Source organism: Shewanella halifaxensis HAW-EB4, assembly GCF_000019185.1.
GTDB classification, from domain to species: domain Bacteria; phylum Pseudomonadota; class Gammaproteobacteria; order Enterobacterales; family Shewanellaceae; genus Shewanella; species Shewanella halifaxensis.
In genome coordinates, this window is sequence record NC_010334.1 from 2,199,378 (window position 1) to 2,224,934 (window position 25,557).

Consider the following 25,557-nt stretch of genomic DNA (forward strand, 5'->3'; position numbering starts at 1 on the left):
TTATTGGACTACAGATCAAAGCGATAATAGAGATCTAGAGACTGCTCAATAGAGCCTGATACACTTTCTAGGTACAGTTGCGATAATAGGTAGTATCGGACTGTCATCTCATAACCTGGGTTAAAGACACCCACACCATACTTGATCATGAGTTTGTCACCAATAAAGCCACTGATAGCGAAGCGACCATCATCATTTGCATCGAGCTGCACATTAGAGAAACCGATCTTCTCAATCATATTGGCGGCAGTATTACCTAAGTTACCAATAGCGCCACCATCAATTTGACTGCTTAATGACAGTGCCGCCCCCATCATCAAGCCGCTATTTTGATCTATGCTGTTATTAGTCAGCCCTGTGCCTCTGACAATATAATTGAGAATTTCAGCCTGTTCTTTAGCTGGATTGGAGAAAAGATTAACAACGGGCTTCATTGGGGTGCCCGTGATGCGTACGCCAGCAACGACATCCTCATCTTTGATTTCACGTACCGCTTCAATATTAAGGTTTGGCACGTCAACAGGGCCGACAAATTGCATTTCACCAGCTCGGATCTCGAGGGTTTGCCCCATAAATTTGTAATTTCCGTCAACAACTTTTATTTCGCCAAAGAGTAAAGGTGGTTTAAAAGGCTCTTGCTGTAACTCTAACTGACCTTGCAGTTTACCCGTTAATCCCATGCCATCCACACGTAGATTATTACCTACATTTAGGTTTACTTCTGCAGATACAGCAAGCGGTGATACTTTTACTTGTTCGGACGCTTGGCTATCGGTAAAGACAACATCTTTAGAAAGTGCAACACCGCCCTCTGGCAGTTGTACTATGGTGATGTGGCCTGATGGGACATTTATATCACCACCAATATGAACAGAGTGTTCGGTGAATTTGACTTGTAAATCTGTTGCCACATTCAAAATAGCAAGTGGCGGCTGGATCACGGCTAAGTCTTTACCCTTTATAGCGAAAGCACCCTTTAGTTTTTGCTGTGCCCAATCTAGCTCACCGTCAACATAGGCCTTTCCTTTGCCCATTTTGAGCTCACCATCGATTTTTGCTTTTTTACCCGAAAAGATAAAGTCGAGATCAACATCCTCTAATAATGTCGGGTTTGCGGTAGCCATAATTGAACCGTTATTGAGCGAGATTTCACCTGATACTTGAGGTTCACTTAAGCTACCGCCAATTTGCAGCTTACTTGAGATCTTTCCTTCGAGGACTTCAAGTTCTGGCAGTAATTCAGCTAACGCTTGCAAGTTGATCTGTTGCAGTAAAAGTTGTCCCTGCATTTTTCTATCGGGACTGACATTAATTGCTAGGTTAGCATCCATGCTTGCGATGTCGTGAGATTCTAGAGAAAGCGAGCTAACCAGTTGCTTATCATCTAAACGGCTCCGCAGTTGTAGCGACTTATAGCCAATAGCAATATCACTACTATTTGTCGCTTTAAAGTCAATATGGCCTTGAGATAGCGTTAACTCAACATTGCCGCTGGGCTTTTTATCTTTAAACCACTTAAAATTTGAGGTTAGGGTAGCAGGACCTTCCCAATTAAGACTATCTGGTAACCAAGGCTTGACCAAGACGCCAAGATCACCCACAAACTCTAGGCCTGCCTGACCACTTAAGCCAAGTTGAATTGGCGCTTTAGCACATAGTTGTCCACCAACGTGAGACAGGCAAAATGGTGCTATATTGCCAACTTTTTTATCTAAACTATACTCAGCGGCCATAGGGGCTTCAAGGGTAATATCACCGAGCTTGGAAGCGAGTGAAAGCCGATTTATTTGCGCAGTAATATCTTGCTTGTGCTCGTCGTACTGACTACTGATATCTGTGGTTAGCTTAAGATCGCCCTCTGACTTGAGAGTGAGTGATTGCTGAGTTAAGTCTCCTTCAGTGTTAACCACAATACTAGAGAGGTTAAGATCTTGGTAGCTAAACTCTTGTAAATTAATTGCAGCCTTAAAGCCTTGATTATCGAACGGTTTGTAGTGTCCGTCGAGAGACACGTTTGCAAGCTCGAGTGCTAGAAACTGCAGCTCATTAGCATTTAGCGACACAGCAATATCTGGGTGTTCATTTTCACCCGATACATTAATATCTGCGTTGATGGCTCCCTTGGCATCATCCTGCCATAAAGTTAAATCGGGTACAGTGAGCTTTCCGGTTAACGCCCAGTGTTTATCGACTTCTCCTTGGATAAATAATCGGCTCTGTAAAGCGCTCACATTGAGACCATCAGAGCTTAGATACCATTTATTGTTAATGGCAACAGCCCCATCAATTTTAAGCGGGTAATGCATCACATGGCCACTAAGATTTGCTTGTTCCACATCGATAGACCAGCTCTTATCGGCGAGATTGAACTTGCCACTCGTATTTAAGGGGCCAGTAATATCACTGTTAGGTAACACTTGATTTTCAGTGACTTTTAGGTGACTGATATCAAGGTTCTGCGCAGCAATTTTGGCATTCCAGCTTAATTGCTCACCATATTCAAATTGTCCCTGTAGGACGAGCGAGCCAAGGAGATCGTTATTTGCATGTAGTTTCTCAAAATCTACACGACCATTAGCGTGCTTGAATACTGCATCAATATCGAGTGGTGGTTGATAGCTAGATGAGAATAGGCCTCTCAGGGTCACATTTTGAGTATCTAAGTCCCCTTTACTGGTGAGCTTAATATTGTTGCCACGAAACTCAGCTTCTTGTAGTGGCCACTGTAACTGCTTAGCGTTCAAGCTTAACTGGTAGGGGATGTTTGGCTTAGCCAGTTTAATTGTCGAGTCGATGTCAAAGCTAAATTGACCGCTTCCGACTATCTGACTTTTAAGATCCTTAAAACCTTGCTTGACCGTAATGTCTAGATTTTGCTTTTTAAGTCCTGGTAACTCAGTGACATGGAAAAGATTTATGTTGGACTGAATATCCATCGGGTAATCGTTAATAAGTGACATTTGACCCACGAGTTTAATATCACCGTAACTGTGGCTAGCCTTAAAATCATCAATATTGATTAAAAACTGTTGGTAGCTGCCACTTAAATGCAGACGGGTAAAATGATCTTTACGAGGTCCAAGTATCAAATCCCCATTGTCGATATTTAAGTCCTCAACAAATACAGGAATAGGCATAAACACTTGTGGAAGATTTGCCATTGCCCAGTCGTCACTGGCGGCTTTATCTTTGTCAGCACTTGCCTGTTGTGACTTTTGTTTTGGTTTTTCTTTACTGTTGTTATCGTTCACTGACGATTTAACTGAGGCTACATCTTGCTGTTTATCTGTCGCTTCGAAAGGAATAGAGACTAACAGGCCTTCTGAATAGATGGAGCTTGCACGAATGCCTGTTGAAAGCCACTCTGCACTCAGGTTGAGCTGATTGGCGTTAAAGTCCATGTCATTAACGCGCACAGTGACGTTTTGCAGCGAGCCTGCAATTAAGCTGATCCCAAATGGTAGAGTGATCTCTTGGTTTGTCGATTCCTCAGTCTCAGTGGCGCCAGTTCCATCGGCCCCTACAGCTGGCGATGGGTCCTTGATGTCCACATTGTCATGTGCAGTTGTCGGCTCGTCTAGTGTTGGGCCTTCTTCGCCAATAAGAGCCGTGTCTATTTCAACATTGACTTTTGAACTCGTTAACTGCTCTACGCAAAGTTGCTTCTGCATTAAGCACATCGGATTCCAGGCAAGCACCAGATCTGAGATCTCAACTTTGACCCCATTCATCTGCCAGGCGGCATAATTAAGTTCGAGTTGGCGGTTAATTTGACCCGATTTATAATCAAGCTCGAGATCTGGCACAAAGATATCGGCTAGCTTAACGACAATATGACCACCAAATTGGCTGCCAATTAACATTGCCGTGCACACCAAAAGAAGCAGTGGCGTGTAAATAATGATGCGACTTATTCGTTTAAACCAGCGCCACATATTTGCACGCCAAGAGCGCTTCATCGCTGGTGGGTTAGCGGGGAAACTAGCTTTTGGACCTTGATGAGAAGGAGTCGTCATAACACAGACCCCATTGTGATGTGAATTCGCCAAGGACGACTAATGGTATCGGTCTCTTTTAAACCAATACCTATATCGAGCTTTACTGGGCCGATTGGCGAGATCCAATGAATACCTGCGCCCACTGAAGTCACAAACTCAATTTGGTTAACATCAAATGCATTACCCGCATCGACAAATGTCGCTACACGCCAGTGTGGGGTTAAATAGTATTGATACTCTATACTACCCACCATAAGATAACGTCCACCGACGACCTCTCTGATCACTTCACCGTCAGCATTAACACTGTCAATTGAAGGACCGAGTTCATTGTAACTATAACCACGAATACTTTGGTCACCACCGGCAAAATAGCGCAATGAGGGCGGGATCTCTGCCAATGAATTGTTACTGGTTAAGTTTGCTGCCATATCTAAGCGGGAAACGATCCTGTGTTTTTCAAAAAATGTGTCAATCCAGATGAACTTGCTCTGTAACCGTGCCAGCCTGACCTCTGAACCCAAGTTAGGATCGGCATATTCGAGACTATAGAATTGGAAGAAGCCAGATTTAGGATCGAGAGAATTATCGCCACGAACCGTTTTCGAGAGGCTAGTGCCGAACAAAACATATCTGGGGTCATAGTCCACACCGGATTGGGTATAGTTTTCGCTCATGACTTCAGCTGAATAGTTAAATAGCCATTTACTTTCAAGGCGCTGATGTCTGATCACCGCTAATACCGTTTTGGTAGCTTCAAGTTGACCCGTATTATTAAATTGACGTTCGTCAGGATTGTAGACCTGAGTGACACCGTACTTATCCCGTAGTATACCCACGCGGATTTTTAATTGGTCGTCAATTGGATGGCTGAGCGGGATAGTATAAGTGGTTAAAAACTTAGGTTTATCCGGTGACCACTCGGCAGTTGTTTCCTGCGAATGGCCATATTTATTAATTTGCGGGGTACGCCAGGTCACTCGTACTCTTGGTTCAAGGTTGTTATCGACAGTATTACCAATATCAGCACCTAGACCTAACTCGATAGAGTGATAAGGCCGTGAACTTAGCTCTACACGCACCGGAACTTGCAGGCCTTTGACTTGATCAACCAGAGGTAGCACCTTGATATTGGAAAAATAACCGGTATCTAACAACTGTCTGTTTAACTGACCTAGGTTTGCGGTGCTGTATGGTGCATCAAGTTTAAATGGGATCAATTCCTCTAGAATCTGCGGCTCTAAGGTAGAGCCGGTAAAACTGACCTTACCTATGTGGTATCGCTTACCCGAGTCATAATAGAGTGAAATTTTAGCGGTGTTAAAATCGCGGTTAACGGCGATTTGGGCTTGGTCAAATTTGCCATCAAAATACCCTCTAGCGAGTGCGAGAGTCAGTAGTTGTGACTTGATATCCTCGTAAACTCCTTGATTGAGTCTATCTCCTGGACGGATTTTTAATTGGCTGAGCCATTTTTCAAAAATGGGATCATTTCGCATCTCACCTTTAACTTGAATATCAATCCAACTAATTAATGTCGGTGGTCCTGCATCGATATCAATATTGAGCACCCAAGCTTTTTTTTCATTGTTGGTGACATGCTGGGAAATTTTGCTGTGGTAATAGCCCATAGAGTGCATCGCTGCCTCTGTATTATCTTCGGCATTAAAGATAAATGCACGGCGTTGCACACTCGAGTCAGGCAATGTACCCAAGTGAGCCTTTACGTTACGTGCCAAGCTACCCTCGACACCTTTAATCTTGAGTGTTATCCAATCATTCGCCTGAACTGAAAATGTTACGCATGTAACACCGATAAGCAGTAAGGGGATGGTTAGTACTCGAAGCAAACTTTTTAACAAAAATTAGACTCTTAGTATTAGTTTAATTTAGACAAGCTATTGTCACTAGAATCGTTAGCTCAAGCAAGTTGCTGATTGTAATTATGGTCGAAAATGGTTACAAAGAGAGCAAATAAATACAATAGGATACAGTTTGTGAAGTTCAAAATGCTAAGTCGTACATCCTTGCTTATATTATCAACAGTTATGTCTGCAAGTAGCATGGCCAGTGATAGGCCTTTTTCAATTGCGATTCATGGTGGCGCAGGCACCATTTCCAAGGCAAATTTAACCGCAGAACAGCAACAAGCTTATCGCGCGAAATTACAGCAAGCGGTTGATGCGGGTTACGATATTCTAGCCAAAGGGGGAGATAGCTTATCGGCCGTTCGAGCATCGATAAATATCCTAGAAAACAGCCCGCTATTTAATGCGGGCATTGGCGCGGTATATACCTATGATGGTGGTCATGAATTGGACGCATCGATCATGGATGGAAAAACCATGAATGCTGGCGCCGTTGCTGGGGTAAAACATATTAAAAATCCGATCGACTTAGCCTTCACCGTGATGGAAAAGTCACCCCATGTGATGTTATCGGGTCAAGGTGCTGAAGAGTTTGCTCTCACTCAGGGTTTTCAGTTAGTTCCTGTAAACACATTCGATACCGATAGTCGTTATCAGCAATTACAAAGCGCCAAAGAAAAAATCCAAAAAGCGGAGTCAAACTCTGATTACCAAGCGAGCACTGGGCATAGTACTGGCGTTAATACTCACCATAATTACCAACAAAGTGCCCTCGATTACAGCGAGTTTGACTATAAATTTGGCACCGTGGGCGCCGTTGCTCTAGATCAAAATGGTAATCTAGCAGCAGGAACCTCAACTGGTGGTATGACGGCTAAGCGTTTTGGCCGCATTGGTGACTCACCTGTTATTGGAGCTGGTACCTATGCTGAAAATGGTGTGTGCGCCGTATCGGCAACAGGTCATGGCGAGTATTTTATTCGCTATCACGTTGCGGGAGATATCTGCGCTAAGGTCAAATATCAGAAGAAATCGATTATTCAAGCGGCCGATGAGGTGATTAATCAGCGTCTAATCACTGCTGGTGGTACCGGTGGTGTTGTTGCTATCGATCAGCGCGGTAATATTGCAACACCATTTAACACCGAAGGTATGTACCGTGCGACGCGTAAGAATAACGAGCCTGCACAGGTGATGATCTGGTCTGATTTATAATCAAAGATGAAGCGCACTAAGATCAACTTGCAGAGCTTGGCGCGCTTATACTCGGTTAACATATCGCCTTAATGGTTATCGATTTATTCTCTATTAAGGCCGTTAAATTATTATTCACTAATAAAATAGTCTACCAGGTTATATAATGAGTGAAAATGAACCTTGTAAAACATCTGATGATAGCCGAGAAGATACAAAGCACTACAGCTCAAAAGCCTGATAGAACCACTGCGATGCGACAAATCATCGAGCAGGTTAAGCTGGAGCTTCCTTTGTATGAGCCAGAAACCTTCGTTTGTGGGCCCGATGGCAGCTGTCTTGGTTGTCCGAAAAAGTTGTTGGAACTAGTCGACAGCGAGTTGAGCTATTGGGAAACCGCAATTGCTAACGGTCAAACACCGCAATTTGATGAAATACGCCGTTTTGGTAAGCTGTGCACTAACGTAAAGCGGGGCCTCGCTCGTAATGGTGTATTAGAGAAGTATCAGCAATTAAAAAAGGTAAATTCAAAGTAGTTTATTAGTCGTAAGTAACTGCTCGTGTCAAAATGCTCATTTATTCACAGGCTCACCAGAGTCTGTCTGCATAACCTTATTCTCATCATATTAGTTAACAATTATATATAAAATTAGACCGATAGTTTAACGCTTTGTCTTTAGGCTAAGCGTAGCGTCGACGGTCAATCGTAAGTTAATCAAAAACTGTGAATTACATCACGAACATATATTTGTATGGTCATGAATAAAAAGCCAAAATGCCGCGCAATCTCTTTCCCCTAAAATAGCGTATTCGCATAATAAAGGTTGCACATGAGCAAGAAATTTCTGATCACTTGGGATCAAATGCAAGGTTACACACGTGAGTTGGCTGAACGCCTATTACCAGCAGAGCAATGGAAAGGCATTATTGCTGTTAGCCGCGGCGGTTTAGTACCTGCAGCCATTTTGGCTCGTGAATTAGGAATTCGTCACGTGGATACGATTTGTATCTCTAGCTACGATCATGATCACCAAAGAGAAACAAGCATTATTAAGCAGGCACCAGGCGATGGTGAAGGCTTTATTGTGATTGATGATTTAGTTGATAGTGGCTCAACAGCTAAGATCGTACGTGAAATTTACCCTAAGGCAAAGTTTGTCACTGTTTGTGCAAAACCTGCTGGTAAACCACTCGTGGATGATTATATTGTCGATATCCCACAAGACACTTGGATTGAGCAACCTTGGGATACGGGTGTAAGCTTTCAAGCACCGCTTTGTAAGTAATCGCTCAAATTATAGAAACCGAGGCATCGCCTCGGTTTTTTTGTTTCTAATACTAGCCGCTTAGTATTAGATGGTGGATTCTTCCTTCTAAATCGCCGCTTTTTAGTCTTGTTTTTTTAATCCACTCCCTAGTTGTTAAATCTTAGCTAAACTAAAAAGAGACACTAAATAGGGGAATGAAATGGATTCAATCAATGTAGAAGAACACATGGATCGCCAACCTGTATTGTTAACGCCTTCGATGTCGATAGCGACTGCCGTAGAGCAACTGCTAAATCATAAAAAGATCGGTGCCCCAGTGGTCGAGGAGGGCGGGCGGTTAGTCGGTTTTTTATCACAACAAGACTGCCTCGCAGTGATGCTTAAGAGCAGCTACCACTGTGACTTAATCGCTATAGTAAAAGATTGCATGCGTACAGACGTTTTGTCTGTCACTCCCCATTCTAGTGTGTTGCAACTGGCAGAGCAGATGCTAGGGCCTAAACCTAAAATCTATCCGGTGGTAGAGGAGGGCAAAGTGATCGGCACTATTAGTCGAGCAAATGTACTCGAAGCGATTAATACCTATATGCAGCAGTGCTATCTGTCACCGGCATAATCACAGGAACTGAATTTCGAATACAGCAGTAAGATGACAAGTGTTGGCTTATTGCTTCAGCAAGTAAAAAAGCTGCGAGATGATCCCGCTATTGGGGTTTCTTGCAGCTTGTCATTCAATTAGTTCACTCGGTTTAGCTTAACTACACAATAGACAACACAAGAGACTACACGAAAGACTACATGAAAGGGTTGTCGCAGGGGTGTAGCTGTTGTTGTACATCTCCCATGAGTTCGCTGGATATCGCTTCTCCATTTGGGTCTCTTTTGAGGATGAGGAGACGCTCACAGCTGTTGCTTGGGTTATCAAAGCTCACCCATACAGGTGCCATGCTATAGGTGTTTATTAGGTGATAGCGCAAAGCGCCATGCTCGCTGACACTGCACCATAGGGTATTGGAGGACTGCCCCTTAACGGTAGAGTGTTTCATTGAGTTGTAACAGAGCGGCGTTGCGGTAGCGGCCATAAGTGCTCTTGTTTGAGCTAAGGCATTCTGGCGGTTGCTGGCAGGCTCAGAAAACTCATAGTAATAAGCTGCGCGGGCAAAGCGTTGTTGCGACACCGGGCCGCCAGGCAGATCAAAGAGGGTAAAACCTGCGAGGCTGTCTTGTATATTAACCTCTTGTTGCCATTTCTTCTGCCATGGCTTTAAGAGTGCGAGCTGAACATCATAACCCGGGTTAACCGTTGCTACATTGTAGTCACGATTTTCGTGTACGTTAAATTTGCCATCTCTCAGTTCAATAATGGCTGAGTCGCCTGTTCTGTCTGAGAGAGTCAGGTGCAGCTTAGCCTTTGTGGTGGTGTCTAACCCGTCAGGAACATCATCACTATAGATGTATAGCTGATCTGGATTTTGACTGAAGTAGCTGGTTGCAGCCTTTACAGTATCAAAACAATCTAACGTGAATTGGACCCAACGAAGAGAGCCAAGTAGCTGCGCACCTTCAGGTATTTTAAGTTGATCAAGAAATGCGTTGCGATCTTTCTCTATGGCTTTTAATAGAGCGATGGGCTTTATATTTCCATCATCAATGACCTTGTCATTATCTTCAAAGTAAGCAAATAGATCTTCAAGACCATTAACAGCGAGTCCTTGGCTATTAATGCCATCAATGCTGCCTAATCCAAGCTGATCATTTCCCACTAGGGAAGCTATACTGGCATACTTTGCCTGCCAAGTGAAAACATCATGGTTTGATAATTCGACTGGGTGTGCTTGTTGTTTTAAGTTACCTGAGCGCACCTCTTTGCTATTGGGAATTCTATATAGGTAGGTGGTTAATGGGCTAAACCAGTCAAAGTTTCTGCCGGTCATGGGGAATTCAGGGTTCAAGCTGTTAAAAATTCTTGTGCACATTCCATATCCTTTTGAGAGTTTTTTATTAGTTTTTGCTTAATAATTATCGTGTGTTAAATCATGCGTTAATTAAGTGGGTTGTAGTTGAGTTTATTTAATTATCGAATGGTTAACAACTTGTTGCGGGTGTAGAAGGTTGATATCATCACTCTAAAAGTATTACTTTTAGGGAAGGGAACATGGATGGCAGCGGGTTAGATCTAACGAATAAAATAAGATCAAAAGTGCTCGCATCATTAAGTTTTGCGCTCCTTATTGCGGCGATCTCATTTGCTATTTTTAATATTGTTTATCATCAAGCATACGCTTTTGCAGCTTTAGAACTTATTTTTGCTGCTTTTTCATTTGATGTTTTCTGGAATAACAGTAGAAAGAATAATTACAGTGTTAATAAACTCTATTTTTACCTACTATTTTTGGCTTTTCTGATCGTTTTTGGTACCTATAGCTTTCCATTAATCGATGCATTGTTCGTTTGGGCCTTCTCTTTCCCCATTATCTCCTATCTGCTTCTTGGAAAACGACTCGCTTTTCGAGTATCACTGTTTGTTTTCATCTCCATCGGTTTGATTCTTTTCTATAAATTAACCTTCCTTAGAGAGTTTGATATTGAACCTGTAATGATCAACTTTCTCTTCTGCTATACCTGTATCTGGACGGTGTCACACTATTATGAACTCAGTAGAGCAAGTGCCCATGACTCATTAATTAAGCTGGCTCACAGTGATTCGCTGACCAAAACTAATAACCGTTTAGCATTTTCTGAGGGATTTAATGACCATCAAGGAGAATATCTGTTGTTACTCGATCTTGATCACTTTAAATCTATCAATGATACCTATGGCCACGACATTGGAGATCTGGTACTGGTATCTGTGGCCAACTGTTTTAAGACTTTGATAGATGAAAGCCAAGTTTTTCGCATTGGCGGTGAAGAGTTTTGTATTTGGTTAGGTACGAGTGATCTAGAAGGTGCACTCGAACATTCTGAGAAGATAAGAAGGAGTGTCGCTCAACAGTCAATCGAATGCGATGAACAAAAGATTTCTATTACCGTTAGCGGTGGCTTAGCTCAGCATCAACCTCAAATGCTGCAATCTGAATTGTTAAAAATGGCCGATAATCGTCTGTACTGTGCCAAAAGTCACGGGAGGAACCTGATAGTCCATAAAGATGAAATGGAGGTGAGTAACCTTGTTTTGGTAAACTGAGCGATCTTTATTTTAACTGTTTTATTTCAACGGGTTGATGTGCTAGTTTGAATGTGTGGAGTAGATTAAATATGGTGATGGTATCAGTCAGCTTAGCGCCTTCAGGGACGATGTCGGTGTGCTTAATATTGACGCCTATTTTGAATAACTAAAATACTGCCTCTCTGTGATGCTTAAGAGCTGCTAGCACTGTGACTTAATCGCTATAGTTAAAGATTGCATGCGTACAGATGTTTTGTCTGCCACCGGCATAATCACAGGCACTGAATTTCAAATACAGCAGTAAGGTGACAAGAGTTGGCTTAGCTGCTGACTCTCTATCACCTAAAATAAGGTGACCATGAAATACAGCGTATTTGGTGGTGTTCAGGCTTGAGAAAGTAAAGTATTTTTAAGTCAGCTATACCAACATCCAGCGTTCCTTGCTAGGATCACTCTCTTTCGTCTCGTCTATGGAATCTGCACTTGAGCTCGCAACAGCATCCTTTATCTAACGCATTCTTAAACCACTGTTATGAAGCTGACGCTGCCAAAATTAGGCGTCGTCTTTTTCGGCTTAGAAAAGAGCCTGATTCTGACAAAAAAACATCCTCGCTTGAAACTCTTGAGCTACTAGCGCTTGAGTCGCGTCAGAAAGTTGAGCTGCGTCTGGCGAACCGTCCGAAAATTACCTATCCAGACAGTTTACCCGTATCGCAAAAACGCGAAGAGATCGCCACAGCCATTGCTGAAAATCAAGTGGTGATCGTCGCGGGGGAAACGGGCTCAGGTAAAACCACACAGCTTCCTAAGATCTGTTTAGAGCTAGGTTTAGGGTCTCGCGGCCTTATTGGTCATACCCAGCCACGTCGATTGGCTGCTCGCAGTGTCGCTAGCCGTATTGCCGAAGAGATGAATACGCCTTTAGGCGAAGCTGTTGGTTTTAAAGTTCGCTTTGCAGATGCAATAAATAGTGATTCATATATTAAGTTAATGACCGACGGTATTTTGCTAGCGGAATTAACCAATGATAAATACCTCAATCAATATGATGCGATTATTATCGATGAGGCTCATGAGCGCAGCCTTAACATTGACTTTATCTTGGGCTATTTGAAAAACGTCTTAAGTAAACGACCCGATCTTAAGGTTATCATCACCTCTGCGACAATTGACGTCGACCGTTTCTCAAAGCACTTTAATAATGCTCCGATTATTGAAGTCTCTGGGCGTACTTACCCGGTAGAAACTCGATACCGTCCATTGGTACAAGACCAAGATGAAGACCTCGATCTTATCGAAGGTATTTTTGCGGCTACCGATGAGCTGATAAATGAAGGTCTAGGTGATATCTTGATCTTTATGAATGGCGAGCGAGAAATTCGTGATGTTGCCGAACAGCTCAACCGTCGTCAGTACCGCGATACCGAAATTCTGCCACTTTATGCGCGACTATCTTATGGCGAGCAATCAAAAGTCTTTAAGAGCCATGTGGGCCGCCGTATTGTTTTAGCGACAAACGTAGCTGAAACCTCGCTAACGGTTCCGGGCATTCGTTATGTGATTGACCCCGGTACGGCGCGTATTAGCCGATATAGTTACCGCACTAAGGTACAGCGACTACCGATTGAGCCTATCTCGCAAGCTAGCGCCAATCAACGACAAGGTCGTTGCGGTCGTGTTGCACCGGGTATTTGCATTAGATTATATAGCGAAGATGATTTTATCTCGCGCCCAGGGTTTACCGATCCAGAAATCCTGCGTACAAACTTAGCCTCTGTTATTTTAAAGATGCTGTCGATTGGCCTTGGCGATATCGAAGGTTTCCCATTTATTCAGCCACCTGATGCGCGCTACATTCGTGACGGTTTTATGCTGCTTGAAGAGTTACAAGCGGTAGTCAAAAAGAAAGGCCAGCTAAACCTGACTCCACTTGGTCGACAATTGGCTCATATTCCTGTGGATCCGCGTCTTGCACGAATGGTGATTGAAGCGCAGCAAAATGGTTGTTTACATGAATCATTGGTGATCACCGCGGGTCTTTCTATCCAAGATCCACGCGAGCGACCAATGGACAAGAAGCAAGCGGCGGATCAGGCGCATAATCGCTTCAGTGACAAAGACTCAGACTTTGTCTCTTGGCTAAACCTTTGGGATTATCTCAAGCAGAGCCAAAAAGAACTGTCGAGTAGTCAATTTAGAAAGCAGTGTAAGAGTGAGTTTCTCGCTTATTTGCGCGTTCGTGAGTGGCAAGACTTATATGCTCAGTTGAGACAAGCCACCCATGAGCTGAAATGGAAGTTGAATGCGCCGACTGAAGAGCTCAATTATGAGGCTCTGCATCGCTCACTACTGACAGGTTTGCTGAGTCACATCGGTTTTAAAGACAAAGACAGAGAGTACTTAGGCGCTCGCAATAGTAAGTTCTTCGTGTTTCCTGGATCGCCGTTAGCGAAAAAGGGTCCTAAATGGATTATGGCGGCAGAACTGACTGAAACTTCGCGTTTATTCGCCCGTTGCTGCGCCAAAATTCAACCAGAGTGGATTGAGCCTTTAGCGACACATCTGGTTAAGAAAAACTATGTTGAGCCGCATTTTGAGTCCAAGCAAGGTTCGGTCGTCGCCCTTGAAAATCAAGTGCTCTATGGCCTGCAGATAGTTAACCGTCGTAAAGTGCAATACGGCCCAGTTGAGCCCGTTGAAGCGCGTGAGATCTTTGTACGCTCGGCACTTGCCGACGGTGAGCTCAGAACCAACGAAGCTTTTTTCATTAAAAATCAAAAGTTATTGTTGGATATTGAATCGCTAGAGCACAAATCACGTCGCCGTGACATTTTGGTCGATGAGCAAGCCTTATACGCTTTTTATGAACCCAAAATTCCCGATGGTATTTACAATGCACCGAAGTTTTTAAAATGGTGGAAAACGGCTAAGCAAACCACGCCAGATCTATTAGATTTTGAACGTGAAACCTTAATGCAGCGTAGTAGCGATCATATTTCGCTACTGGATTTCCCTGAAAAATGGCATAAAGGCAACTTAGTCCTCAAAGTCAGTTATCATTTTGAACCTTCTACTGCCGATGATGGTGTCTCTGTACATATTCCGGTTGCATTGATTAATCAGGTCGATGAGCAAGATTTCGACTGGATAGTACCAGGCCTTCGTGAAGAGAAGTGTATTGCACTTATTAAGTCGTTGCCAAAGGCATTACGGCGTAACTTTGTGCCTGCACCAGACTATGCTAAAGCGTGTTTACAGGCGATGACTCCGTTTGAACTGCCATTAATCGATGCTATGTGTAAGCAACTGCTGCGCATGAGTGGTACCCGTATTTCGCCAGATGATTTTGACTCATCTCAGTTTGCCAAACACCTTTTAGTTAACTTCAAGATTGAAGGTGATAAGGGCAATTTGCTCGCAGAAGGTCGTGATTTAGAGTCATTAAAAGCGAGTATGCAGGGCCAAGTTGTACAGGCTATTCGTCAAGTTGCTGATTCTGGTATTGAGAAAAAGGGGCTGGAACAGTGGAGCTTTGGCGATCTGCCTAAGCAGTTTGAACAAAAGAAAGGCAACTTTGAAGTTAAAGCCTTCCCTGCGCTGGTGGATGATAAAACCAGTGTATCGATCAAATTGTTTGATGATCAATTTGAGGCCGAGAAACAACATCGAATTGGTTTGCAGCGATTGCTGTTACTGAATATTCCATCACCAGTAAAACATCTGCAGAAATCACTGCCAAATAAAGCCAAACTGGCGATGTATTTTAATCCGTTTGGCCAAGTGAATATCTTAATTGATGACATTTTGTCGGCTGCAGTGCAGCAACTGCTGGATGAGAAGGGGATCGATGTTCGCTCAGAAACGGCCTTTACTGAGGCTAAAGACTGGGTAAGACAAGAGCTCAACCCTACAGCGGAAAAAATAGCATTAAAAGTTGAAGAGATCTTAACTATCTACAATCGTGTTAAGAAACGACTGAAGGGCAAGATCAGCCTAGATATCGCCTTTGCGATGAGTGATATTCAAAGCCAGCTTGATCAACTGGTGTTTAAAGGCTTTGTAGAGCAATGTGGATGGCAACGTCTTGGGGATTTAAATCGCTATCTAAAAGGAATTGAAAACCGCTTAGAGAAGTTGCCAGTCGATCCTAATCGAGACCGTTTGCATATGCATAGCATCAATAAGGTACAGGAAGTGTTAAAGGCACAGATGGCGAAGTTACCTAAGTCTATGCCTGTGCCTGAGGTGTTAATTGAGGCGAGATGGATGATTGAAGAATATCGCGTTTCCTGTTTTGCCCAGGTACTAGGTACCGCTTATCCGATTTCGGAAAAACGCATTTTGAATCAAATCGCTCAAGCCTAAGCGGCGAATAGCACCTATTACAAACGCACAGCACTCGCTGTGAGTTTTCATGTTTAGCTGTAAACCGCATTTTATGATGGGGGGAGAAGGCTGGTAAGCTTGCTATAGATGGGACAGCCTTAAAAATAAAAGCCAGCGCAAATTGCGCTGGCTTTTTTGTTTTTTTCCTTTATTTTGTAGAGATGTAATCTAATGTCTTATACCGATTGGTATTAGTTAATGATTTAACAACAGAAGAAGACATTCTTAATCACTATCAGGGAGTAGATAGGTGCTTAATCAGCTCGTATTACGTTTGAGTATATGTTGTATACTCTTATCCGCGGATATAGCTGCGGCTAGCACGTTTGAGCGTGCGGCTGAAGATTGGATAACCCATGAGTTTCAGTCATCGACACTGACAAAAAATGAGCAGCGACAAGAGATGCTGTGGTTTATCAATGCTGCTAAACCTTATCGAAATCTCACGATCCGAGTGACCTCAGAACGGATCCCTACGCATATTTATGAATCTGAAGTTTTAGCAAAAGCATTTTATGAGATCACCGGGATCTACGTTGTCCATGAGGTGACGGGGGAAGGCGATGTGTTACATAAAATGTCGATACAAAATTCCACTGAGCAGAATTTATATGATGCCTATATTAGTGACAGTGACCTAATTGGTACTCATTTCAGGCAAGATTATGTCGTTCCTTTGAGCGATTTTATTACCGGTTCTGGTAAGAATGTCACCTCTCCTACACTGGATTTAGAAGACTTTATTGGTCTGAGTTTTACAGCCAGCCCTGATGGTAAGTTATATCAGTTACCCGATCAGCAATTTGTAAATCTGTATTGGTATCGAAAAGATTGGTTTTCGAAACCAGAACTCAAGAATTTATTTAGAACCTTGTATGGCTATGAGCTAGCAGTCCCTCAAAATTGGCAAGCTTACGAAGACATTGCTGAGTTTTTTAGTGATAAAGTGAAAGAGATCGACGGCAAGCGTATTTATGGTCATATGGATTATGCGAAGAAACATCCCTCATTAGGTTGGCGTATTTCCGACGCTTGGCTGTCTATGGCTGGGGTCGGTGACAAGGGCTTGCCTAATGGCACACCCGTTGATGAATGGGGGATCCGTGTCGAAGATTGTCACCCCGTTGGCGCGAGCACCTCAAGAGGCGGCGCGCTCAATAGTCCCGCCGCTGTTTATGCCGTCGAGAAATATGTCGATTGGCTTAAATACGCACCACCTGAGTCCAGAAACCTCTACTTCTCACAGTCTCTTGGCTGGGCAGCTAAAGGGGTTATTGCCCAGCAAATATTTTGGTATAGCGCCGACATTGAAAACTTAGTCACACCAGGCTCCGTTCTGCTGAATGAAGATGGTACGCCAAAGTGGCGTGTCGCCCCTTCACCCGTTGGTAAATATTGGCAAGATGGGATGAAATCGGGCTATCAAGATGCAGGAGCCTGGACCTTTTTAAAGTCGACACCATTAGAAAGGCGCCAAGCAGCTTGGCTCTATGCTCAGTTTGTCGTCTCAAAAACCGTGAGTCTGAAGAAGTTTCTTAAAGGCTATACTCCAGTTCGATTATCAGATCTTCAATCGGAGCAAGTCTCTGAACTCGCACCTTATTTAGGTGGTTTAATTGAGTTTTATCGAAGTCGTGGCCGGCAAGTATGGACGCCTACGGGGAATAATGTCCCTGATTACCCCGGAATTGCTAAATATTGGTGGCAGCATATCGCTATGATTGTAGAAGGCGATAAGAGTGCTCAACAAGCATTAGATCAAATGGCGCAGGTCGTTGATGAACATTTAGCCTCGCTTGAGCAAAGTGATATGCAGCGCTGTGCACCTAAATTGAATCCCATCACGAGTATTGAAGCTTGGCTTGAAAATCCAGGCTCTCCTAAAATGCAAAACGATGAGAAACCAAAGGGGCGGACATTACCTTATGAGGAGGCTATTCGTGTTTGGCAATAATATTCGCTGGCTTGGTCTTTTGTTTGTCGGATTCACTGTGCCAGTTCTATCTATGCCAGTTCATAGCGCTGTAAACTATAGCGCTGTATACCATAGCGCGGTTGAACCTAGTGATAATTTAACGGTTATCACTGCAAAGCAAGTTGTCTTGCCAATTGATGCCTCACTTAGCGAGACACCGCCCAGTCTGCAGATCTTAACCTATGAAGCCGCGCCATTTGCCTATTTAGAGCAGGGGGCTCAAAGTGGGTTATTAGTTGAGTTACTCGCAGAGCTATTCAAGCGCGCAGATCTGGACTACCAATTGAGCTTTGTCCCGTTAAAGCGGGCGCTATTGACGACGCTACAGCATGAGAATTACTGCGTTACCCCAGTAAATAGGAGCCAAGAGCGAGAAGCAAAATATCGATGGATAAGCCCTATGCTTATCTCGCGATATGGGCTTTACAGTTCTGATAGCCAGCAGATAGCGTTAACCAGCTTAAGTGATGCCAAATCACTGACCATAGGCTCTTACTTAGGCAGTGGTATTGCCGAATATCTCTTGGATTTAGGTTATAACGTCGAATTGGCCTCGCAAAGACAGCAAAACATCAAAAAACTACAATATCAGCGTATCGATTTAATGGCATCGGAGTTAATGAGTGCACGGGAAGATATGCGAGTGATGAATGCAGAGTTAGGGGAACCTGAATTGGTGTTTTATACCTCTATACGTGCGATGGCTTGTAATTTGGACTTGGATTCAAAGATAAAAAACCATCTCGATTCTGCCTTATTGGCAATGTATCAAGATGGTTTTATTGATAGCTTATATTTACGCTATGGCGTCACTATAAGCTTGTAACGTCTCGCTTCTAAGCCTGACTATTTAAGTTGCGCCATGATGTTGCCTGAAAGATACTGAGCAAAGTTATGACCGTGGTTTTGCAGCATCTTAGGGAACATAGAGATCTGAGTTTGCCCTGGAAATGTATTGATCTCATTGAGTAGGATCTCATTTTCATCAGTTAAGAAGAAGTCGATTCTCGACAGGTGTCTTAACTTCATCCCTTTAAAGGCTTTAATTGCATATTCTTGAATTTGCTTAGCAATAACCTCGTCAACATCGGCTTCAATAACCGTTTGTGCTTGGCTATTTTCAGCATATTTTTCATCGAAACTATAGAAAGTGTTACTCGCACAAATGATTTCACCCGGCTTAGTGGCGATGATCTCACCGTCGACCTCATAGGCGGCGACTTCTAGCTCACGAGCATTAATGGTTTTTTCTACCACAACATAAGGTGAGTATTTAAAGGCTTCTTCTAAAGAGTTGGCAAGTTGCTCTTTATTATCTACACGGTAACAACCCACAGATGAGCCTTGTGATGCGGCCTTGATAAAAATAGAGCCCCACTTTTCTAGCGCTCGTTCGGTCTCTTCAATGGCTTGTTGATTAAACTCATTTAAGAAAATATATGGCGTATTACGGATCCCAAGCGCACTGAACCACATTTTTGCGGTGACTTTATTAAAGCAGTTACTGCTCGCTTCTGAGTCACAACCAAAGTACGGAAGGTTTATCAACTCAAAGTAAGATTGAATATCGCCAGTTTCACCCGGATAGCCATGAATACAAGGAATAACGTAATCAACATCCCATGGCGCTTTGCTCTGATCATTGAAGCGAATTTGTTTGCTGTTGGTTAACTCACACAGCTCACCCGCTTGAGTACGGTATTGGCCTTTTGCATTAAGCTCGACACGCAGCACATTGAAGTGTGGTAGAGTCGCTAATTGAGTTTCAAAAAAATTGGCCGATAAGAGTGAGATGCTGTGCTCATCGCCACCGCCGCCACACAATAGTAATAAATTCTTTTGGGTCATTTTGTCTCCACCGGTTACCCATGATAAAAGTCAGCTGGATCACTATGGCTGAATCACTTTTTAATGCAAGTTTTGCCGAGTCGATTTAGCTTAAATGCTGCTTTTATATTCGAGTATTTGCCATTATTTACATCTTAACTAAATTAAGGCTTACAAAGTTATTCACTTGGTTTATTCCTCGCGCCATAATCGCTGAGCTAATCCCGATGCACGCTGGGTTAGGCAGGTACTTGCGTGCTCAAATACTCTTTGGCTTCCCAGGCAAGTAAAGTGGTGTTTAGCTCGAGTAATGGCAGTATAAATCAACTCTTTAGACAGTAACTGTTGCTGGGCAATACTTGGCCTTATCGGCAGTACTAAAGAGACGTGACTAAACTCACTGCCTTGGCTTTTATGTACCGTCATTGCATAACAGGTTTCATGGCTTGGCAGTCTAGCAGGCAAGACTTTAAGCAAGCTACCGTCGGCCTGGATAAAGTGCGCCATTAAGCGACCCGTTTCGCTGTGATTATCGGGTAAAATAAGCCCTATATCACCATTAAACAGCCCAAGGTTGTAATCGTTGCTCTGTATGATAATCGGTCTCCCAGCGTAAAACTCTTGCTCGGGATTAATGAGACCTTGTGCGGCGAGAGCCATCGTCACGCCTTGGTTGATCCCCTCTACGCCGTATTCACCCGCTCGCATCGCACATAGAATGCGATACTGATTAAAGCAGTCGATAATGGCCTCAGCATCGCCTTGTGTTTGGCTTATCTGGGCTAAATAAACGCCGTACTGCTGAACGGCTTGGGCCAATAAGCTTTCCAGTCCAGTATTAGTTTGAGCACTGCTATGGGTGTTAACCAAGCCATGTTCTATCCACTGCAACTCCTGATAGCCTGTCTGCCATACCTGTGCAATACGCGCAATATTAGCGTGATTGACCGCGGCGGCTAGCTGGCCAATACCGGCATCACCTTTGAAACGATGACTGTGCATTAACATGCAGAGGCTATCGCCAATCTTGGGGTTAGGGTTGATAAACTCAGATAACTCAGTGCTGGTTAGCTGACTGAGTAGCTCCGCTTGGGATTGCGAATAACGCATATGCCAGCGGCTTTGCTTGGTTGTTTTAGAGACTTGCTTCAAGCCTTGGCAAATATCCGCGAGCACAGCGCCAGCCTCCACTGAGGCCAGCTGATCCTGATCGCCAAGTAAAATGAGTCTGGCGTGCTCAGGTAGCGCAGATAACACCTTGTGCATCATAGGTAAGTCGACCATAGAGGCTTCATCGATCACTAAGAGATCGAGTCTTAACGGGTTATCTTTATGGTGCCTAAACTGGTGTGAATTAGGAATAACCCCTAACAAGCGGTGCAGGGTGGCCGCTTCTTCTGGAATGTTGGCTATATTTTTGTCTAAATCGGCGACGCCCGCTTGGCTTAGATCATTAGCAAGCCGCTGCTTTGAGGCCTTAATCGACTCACTTAAACGCGCTGCCGCTTTACCTGTTGGCGCCACCAGTCGAATGGTTAACTCTTGCCCTTCGCACAACAAATACAGTAACTTAGTCACCGTAGTCGTTTTACCTGTACCCGGGCCGCCAGTAATGACGGCTAACTTCTTAGTCATTGCCGTGGCGGTGGCTATTTTTTGCCAGTCATATTGCTGCTCTGTCGGAGGAAAAAGTTTGGACAGTAACTCGCTTGCTTGCTCAATACTGGCGTCGCTCTGTTCACTGGTTTGTGGCGAATGGGCTAAACGCTTGAGCGCGCCTGCGACCTCTTTTTCGTAGTGGTAATACCGCTGTAGATAAAGGTTACCTTTATCCATAATAAGTGGCTTAGGCTCTTCATCTTCAGGCGTGCCGATGGCATCGAATGCTAATAGCGCTTGCTCTAGCTGACTCAGATCTAGGTTAATCTGGCATTGACTGCTTTGTTCTTTAAACGGATTAGTTAAATCTATCTGTTTTAGCGGCAAGCAAGTATGTTGGCTCGACAGATGCTGACTAACAAGGGCACAGATAAGCGTAAACAGTGGCGATGAATCATGATGCTGCTTGGTCATCTCTAACGCAAAGTGGCGATCAAGAGAGGTGAGCAGACGCTCATTTTGCCACTGTTTCAACAATTCATTAATCGGCAGAGTCGTTGTTATCATTTGACCTCCACAGAGGTATTATCTTGTGCCATTGAGCCTGACGTTGGAGCTGACATTGAGAGTGTCTCACAGTGTTGAGTTGCCGAGTTTGTAAATAACGCATCTAGCTTTTCGATAAGTAATTTAGGCGGCTTGTCGTAATACACACCCGATTGAGGGCTATTAACAGACATCCCCCGTAAAAACAGATAGAAACTGCCACCCATATGCAGATCATAATCGTAGTTTGCCATGCGCAGTGAAAGGTAGCGGTGCAGGGCAAGCGTGTAGATAATATATTGCAGATCATAACGGTGAGAGCGAATGGCTTGTTGCATATTGCTGTAATGATACTGACTCAAGTCATCGCCTAGATGATTCGACTTGTAATCGGCAATAAAGTACTGATTATTATGCTCAAAGGTTAAATCGATAAAGCCTTTTAACATGCCTTGTAAGTCATCAAAGCTAAGGCCTGCGCTATAGCCAAACTCAGTTAACAGGGCATTAAGTTTATCGGCGTTAAGGGCTGATATCGGCAGATAAAACTCCATTTCAACTAGCTTTTGCTGTGGCATTAATTGCGCAAGCTTCAAAGAACTATCGGTAGCAAGGGGGGCATGCAATAGGTCGATATACCATAGTTTTAGCACCTCAACCCAAGTTTCATCTATGCCATATTTACTCATAGCGATGGGTAATTGCTCATCTAAATCGGTTTCGGCCTGAGTAAAATCAATTAGCTCTAGCACCAAGTGCATAAAGCTACCAGCATTTGCGCCGCGCTCAAAGGTAAAGCGAGAGGGGGTATTATCAACCTCATCGATAATGACATCTACTTCTGGAAAGACCTCATCATCTGCGCCTGGCAATACCTTCTCATGGGCTAAGTGTTTGACAAGACCAGAATAACTACCCACACGCCAAGGTGTAAGGTGTGGGCGTTTGAGCACTTTAGGGGCAAAGTGAGTCTCTATAGACTCATCTCTTGCCAAGATTATTGGCTCAGCGCTCAGCGCGACATCGCTGCCAGCAGGCGCGAGCTCTTTTAGGCTAATGGCGTCGGGCGTTGAAGCTTGCAATCGTTTAGCTTGAGTAAGCAGCCTTTCATAATCACAGGCTTTATCTTCAATCCCTAGCAAATAACCGATAGCGGTTTCATGTAATTGACTGCTCATACCTGACTTTTTAGTAAAGCGGCTGTGGTTGGCAATATACAGGTAGCACTTGAGTACTGGGCGAGTTAGCGCGACATAGAGTAAGCGCAGATCTTCGGCCAAGGTTTCACGCTTTTGACGTTCCCAGCCTTCCTCACTCTGCTCAATATCCCAGATAAGTTTATTGTTATCGTGATACAGCATAGGTGAAGGTTTTTTACGATTATCACGACTTAAGCTGACAAACGGCACAAAGCAGATAGGGTATTCAAGCCCCTTACTCTTATGGATAGTGACAATCTGTACTAAGTTCTGCTCGCTTTCTAAGCGCAGCTGCGCCTCTTCACTTGGCTGGTTTTCAATTAGCGCTTGCTCGAACCAGTTAATGAGTGCGCTGCTGCCATCGAGTTCGGTGGCTTTTTGCTGCAGCAGTTCACCAAGGTGCCTAAAATCTGTTAGACGTCGTTCACCCTCTTCAGCATTGAGTAAACGCTCGATGATCTGGGTTTGACTGGCCAAGGTTAATAACGCCGGCATAATGCCGCGCTTTAGCCACACTTGATGCAGCTGCGCAAATTGCTCAAGCAGTGTTTGGCGACTATCTTCATCTTGGTTAAAGTGATGAATCGCCTCGGCGCTGTAACCGAGTAGTGATGTGGCAAGCGCACTTCTTAATGCGCGCTCATCTTTAGGGTCGGCCATGGCATAAAGCACGAGTGTAAGCTCTCGGGCTTCTAAGGTATTAAACACGCTGTCTCGGCTTAAAAATACCGCGCCAATTTGGCGTAAGCTTAATGCCGATTTAATGACATTTGCTTCATGGCGGTCTCTGACCAATACGGCAATATCTTTCGCTTTGAGCGGCTTATCGCCAATAGCGCACAGATTTTGCTGTGCATCTGTGAGTAATAACGCAATTTCATTGGCGACATCATCGGCTAATAACTGCCGCGCGGTCGTCTTATTGAGGCCTTTTTCGCTCTCTTCGCTTAATACTCTCAGTCTTAATGCGCTTTTATCTTCTACTTGCTCTTTGAGGCTTTTTTTATCGGCAAAACTCGAGGCTTTAACGGCCTCAAACGGAATCGACTGACTGATAAAAGGGTCTGCTCGGTGGCTAAAAATGCCATTAACGGCATCAACCATCTGTCTATTCGAGCGATAGTTAGTATCTAGATTGTAATGTTTGGCGGTTTGCTCTCGCGCCTGGATATAGGTGTGAATATCAGCGCCGCGAAATGCGTAAATCGCTTGTTTGGGATCGCCAATCATCAACAGGCTGAGCTTGTCCTGTTGCGCCGGGCTGCTATCAGAAGCTGTGCTTTGATAAATGGTGTTAAAGATCTCAAACTGCAACGGATCGGTATCTTGGAACTCATCAATTAATGCCACAGGAAAGCGTTGGCTAATACTGCTGGCCAGGCTATTGTCTGTTGACGCACTAAGTGCACCAGCAAGGGTTAGCAGCAGATCATCAGGCGTCAGCAGGTTGCGCTCAAGTTTTTGCTTGGCAAAACGCTTGGCAATGCCATCTCTGGCGCAATAAAGAAAGCTTGGAATTAAATTTGAGGTTAACTGAGTGAGTCGCTCCATATGAGCAAGCATAGGTGCTTGCTCTGCTGATGGGATCTCTCCGCCTTTATTTAATTTAAGGCTATTGAGTGACAAAGCCTCAAGCGCCTTTGCGGGGGGTAAGCCTTGGCCGAAGGTTACCCAGTTATCGATATCATCGAGCATTTTGGCAAGTTTAGGGTAGCCGTCTGCTTTTTTACCAAAACGTGCCCCGTTGAGTGGCAATGCATGTAGCATGGTTTCAGTCTGTTCGCGCTCTGTTGGCCAAATCAGTTTAAAGCGGCTCAAGCTTTGAGTGAGATTGGCTTCTAGCTTATCAAAGGCTTCAGGTGTGGGGGCGGCTACGGCATTGCTGGCCCCCAAGAGTGGCCTCAGTTGGCGTGATAGTGCATCAGGCTCACTAAACTTAGCTTGGATCACATCGGCTAAACTGCCATTTAATGGGTAACACTTCTCACGCCAAAAATCCCGCACGGCATGGTGCAAGAACTCGCTATCGTCTAAGGTAAATTCGGACTCAAATAATAAAGAGGACTCAAAGGCCATATCAGCCAAAATACGCTGACAAAAACCATGAATAGTAAAGATAGCGGCCTCATCGAGTGACTTAAGCGCTAAGTCTAAACGTTTACGGGCGATAGCTAGTTCACTTTCATCTGTTGCTGCATAAAGCGCATTGATTAACTCATCATCGACCTCTAGACCGATAAAGCGTCGGTAGGCGAGTTGGATCTTTTTACGAATACGATCCCTAAGCTCCCCCGTTGCCGCATTAGTAAAGGTCACCACCAATATTTGCTCACAGGTTAACGGTGACTCAATACCATGACCGAGTAGTAAACGTACGTATAAACCCGCAATGGTAAAGGTTTTACCAGTACCTGCACTGGCCTCAATTAAGCGACTGCCGCCAAAAGGCAGCGTCAGTGTATCTAAAGGCTCGGTCACAATTGTAGCTGTGAGTGGCTGCTCTGCTGTACTGATCATATCTTCTACTG

At 44.1% G+C, this 25,557-nt stretch carries 14 protein-coding genes; 8 read left to right on the forward strand and 6 right to left on the reverse strand.

The window, feature by feature from the left end:
- Positions 1–8 precede the first annotated feature (8 nt).
- A complete protein-coding gene (tamB, locus tag SHAL_RS09545) occupies positions 9–4,016 on the reverse strand; it encodes an autotransporter assembly complex protein TamB (protein ID WP_012276940.1) in 4,008 nt (1,335 codons plus the stop codon).
- Positions 4,013–5,860 (reverse strand): autotransporter assembly complex protein TamA, encoded by a 1,848-nt coding sequence (locus tag SHAL_RS09550; RefSeq protein WP_012276941.1) that lies wholly within the window; start codon positions 5,858–5,860, stop codon positions 4,013–4,015. The genes tamB and SHAL_RS09550 overlap by 4 nt, the downstream gene beginning before the upstream one ends.
- 147 nt (positions 5,861–6,007) lie before the next feature.
- Between SHAL_RS09550 and SHAL_RS09555 the strand changes: the two genes are divergently transcribed.
- The 4 genes from SHAL_RS09555 to SHAL_RS09570 all read left to right on the forward strand — a co-directional run bounded on the left by SHAL_RS09555 (position 6,008) and on the right by SHAL_RS09570 (position 8,944).
- Positions 6,008–7,081, forward strand: a complete 1,074-nt coding sequence (locus tag SHAL_RS09555; RefSeq protein WP_012276942.1) for an isoaspartyl peptidase/L-asparaginase family protein — start codon at positions 6,008–6,010, stop codon at positions 7,079–7,081.
- Between the two features lie 155 nt (positions 7,082–7,236).
- Positions 7,237–7,596 carry a hypothetical protein gene (locus SHAL_RS09560; RefSeq protein WP_012276943.1) on the forward strand — a complete coding sequence of 120 codons (360 nt, stop codon included), beginning with the start codon at positions 7,237–7,239 and terminating at the stop codon, positions 7,594–7,596.
- 294 nt (positions 7,597–7,890) lie between these two features.
- Positions 7,891–8,346 carry a xanthine phosphoribosyltransferase gene (gene gpt / locus SHAL_RS09565; protein WP_012276944.1) on the forward strand — a complete coding sequence of 152 codons (456 nt, stop codon included), beginning with the start codon at positions 7,891–7,893 and terminating at the stop codon, positions 8,344–8,346.
- A gap of 181 nt (positions 8,347–8,527) precedes the next feature.
- Positions 8,528–8,944, forward strand: coding sequence for a CBS domain-containing protein (locus tag SHAL_RS09570; protein WP_012276945.1), 417 nt, complete (start codon positions 8,528–8,530; stop codon positions 8,942–8,944).
- Positions 8,945–9,122: 178 nt separating this feature from the next.
- On the opposite strand, the gene SHAL_RS09575 is transcribed toward SHAL_RS09570, so the two are convergent.
- Positions 9,123–10,304, reverse strand: a complete 1,182-nt coding sequence (locus SHAL_RS09575; protein ID WP_012276946.1) for a linear amide C-N hydrolase — start codon at positions 10,302–10,304, stop codon at positions 9,123–9,125.
- Positions 10,305–10,483: 179 nt separating this feature from the next.
- Here SHAL_RS09575 and SHAL_RS09580 point away from each other — a divergent pair, with 179 nt between their 5' ends.
- The 4 genes from SHAL_RS09580 (at position 10,484) to SHAL_RS09595 (ending at position 18,684) form a co-directional block, all read left to right on the forward strand.
- The gene (locus SHAL_RS09580; RefSeq protein WP_012276947.1) at positions 10,484–11,515 is read left to right on the forward strand and encodes a GGDEF domain-containing protein; all 1,032 of its coding nucleotides are present in this window, start codon (positions 10,484–10,486) and stop codon (positions 11,513–11,515) included.
- Positions 11,516–11,980: 465 nt separating this feature from the next.
- Positions 11,981–15,862: an ATP-dependent RNA helicase HrpA gene (hrpA, locus tag SHAL_RS09585; protein ID WP_012276948.1), complete on the forward strand. Its 3,882-nt coding sequence runs from the start codon at positions 11,981–11,983 to the stop codon at positions 15,860–15,862.
- Positions 15,863–16,133: 271 nt separating this feature from the next.
- Positions 16,134–17,837 (forward strand): ABC transporter substrate-binding protein, encoded by a 1,704-nt coding sequence (locus SHAL_RS09590; protein WP_012276949.1) that lies wholly within the window; start codon positions 16,134–16,136, stop codon positions 17,835–17,837.
- On the forward strand, positions 17,824–18,684 hold the full coding sequence (locus tag SHAL_RS09595; RefSeq protein WP_012276950.1) for a substrate-binding periplasmic protein: 861 nt from the start codon (positions 17,824–17,826) through the stop codon (positions 18,682–18,684). The genes SHAL_RS09590 and SHAL_RS09595 overlap by 14 nt, the downstream gene beginning before the upstream one ends.
- Positions 18,685–18,704: 20 nt before the next feature.
- Here SHAL_RS09595 and SHAL_RS09600 read toward each other — a convergent pair whose 3' ends face one another.
- The 3 genes from SHAL_RS09600 to recB form a co-directional block, all read right to left on the reverse strand.
- Complete coding sequence (locus tag SHAL_RS09600; RefSeq protein ID WP_012276951.1) at positions 18,705–19,706, reverse strand: D-alanine--D-alanine ligase; 1,002 nt, start codon at positions 19,704–19,706, stop codon at positions 18,705–18,707.
- 171 nt (positions 19,707–19,877) lie between these two features.
- Positions 19,878–21,851 (reverse strand): exodeoxyribonuclease V subunit alpha, encoded by a 1,974-nt coding sequence (recD, locus tag SHAL_RS09605; RefSeq protein WP_012276952.1) that lies wholly within the window; start codon positions 21,849–21,851, stop codon positions 19,878–19,880.
- On the reverse strand, positions 21,848–25,546 hold the full coding sequence (gene recB / locus SHAL_RS09610; RefSeq protein WP_041416345.1) for an exodeoxyribonuclease V subunit beta: 3,699 nt from the start codon (positions 25,544–25,546) through the stop codon (positions 21,848–21,850). Before recB ends, recD begins: the two co-directional genes overlap by 4 nt.
- Positions 25,547–25,557: the final 11 nt, after the last annotated feature.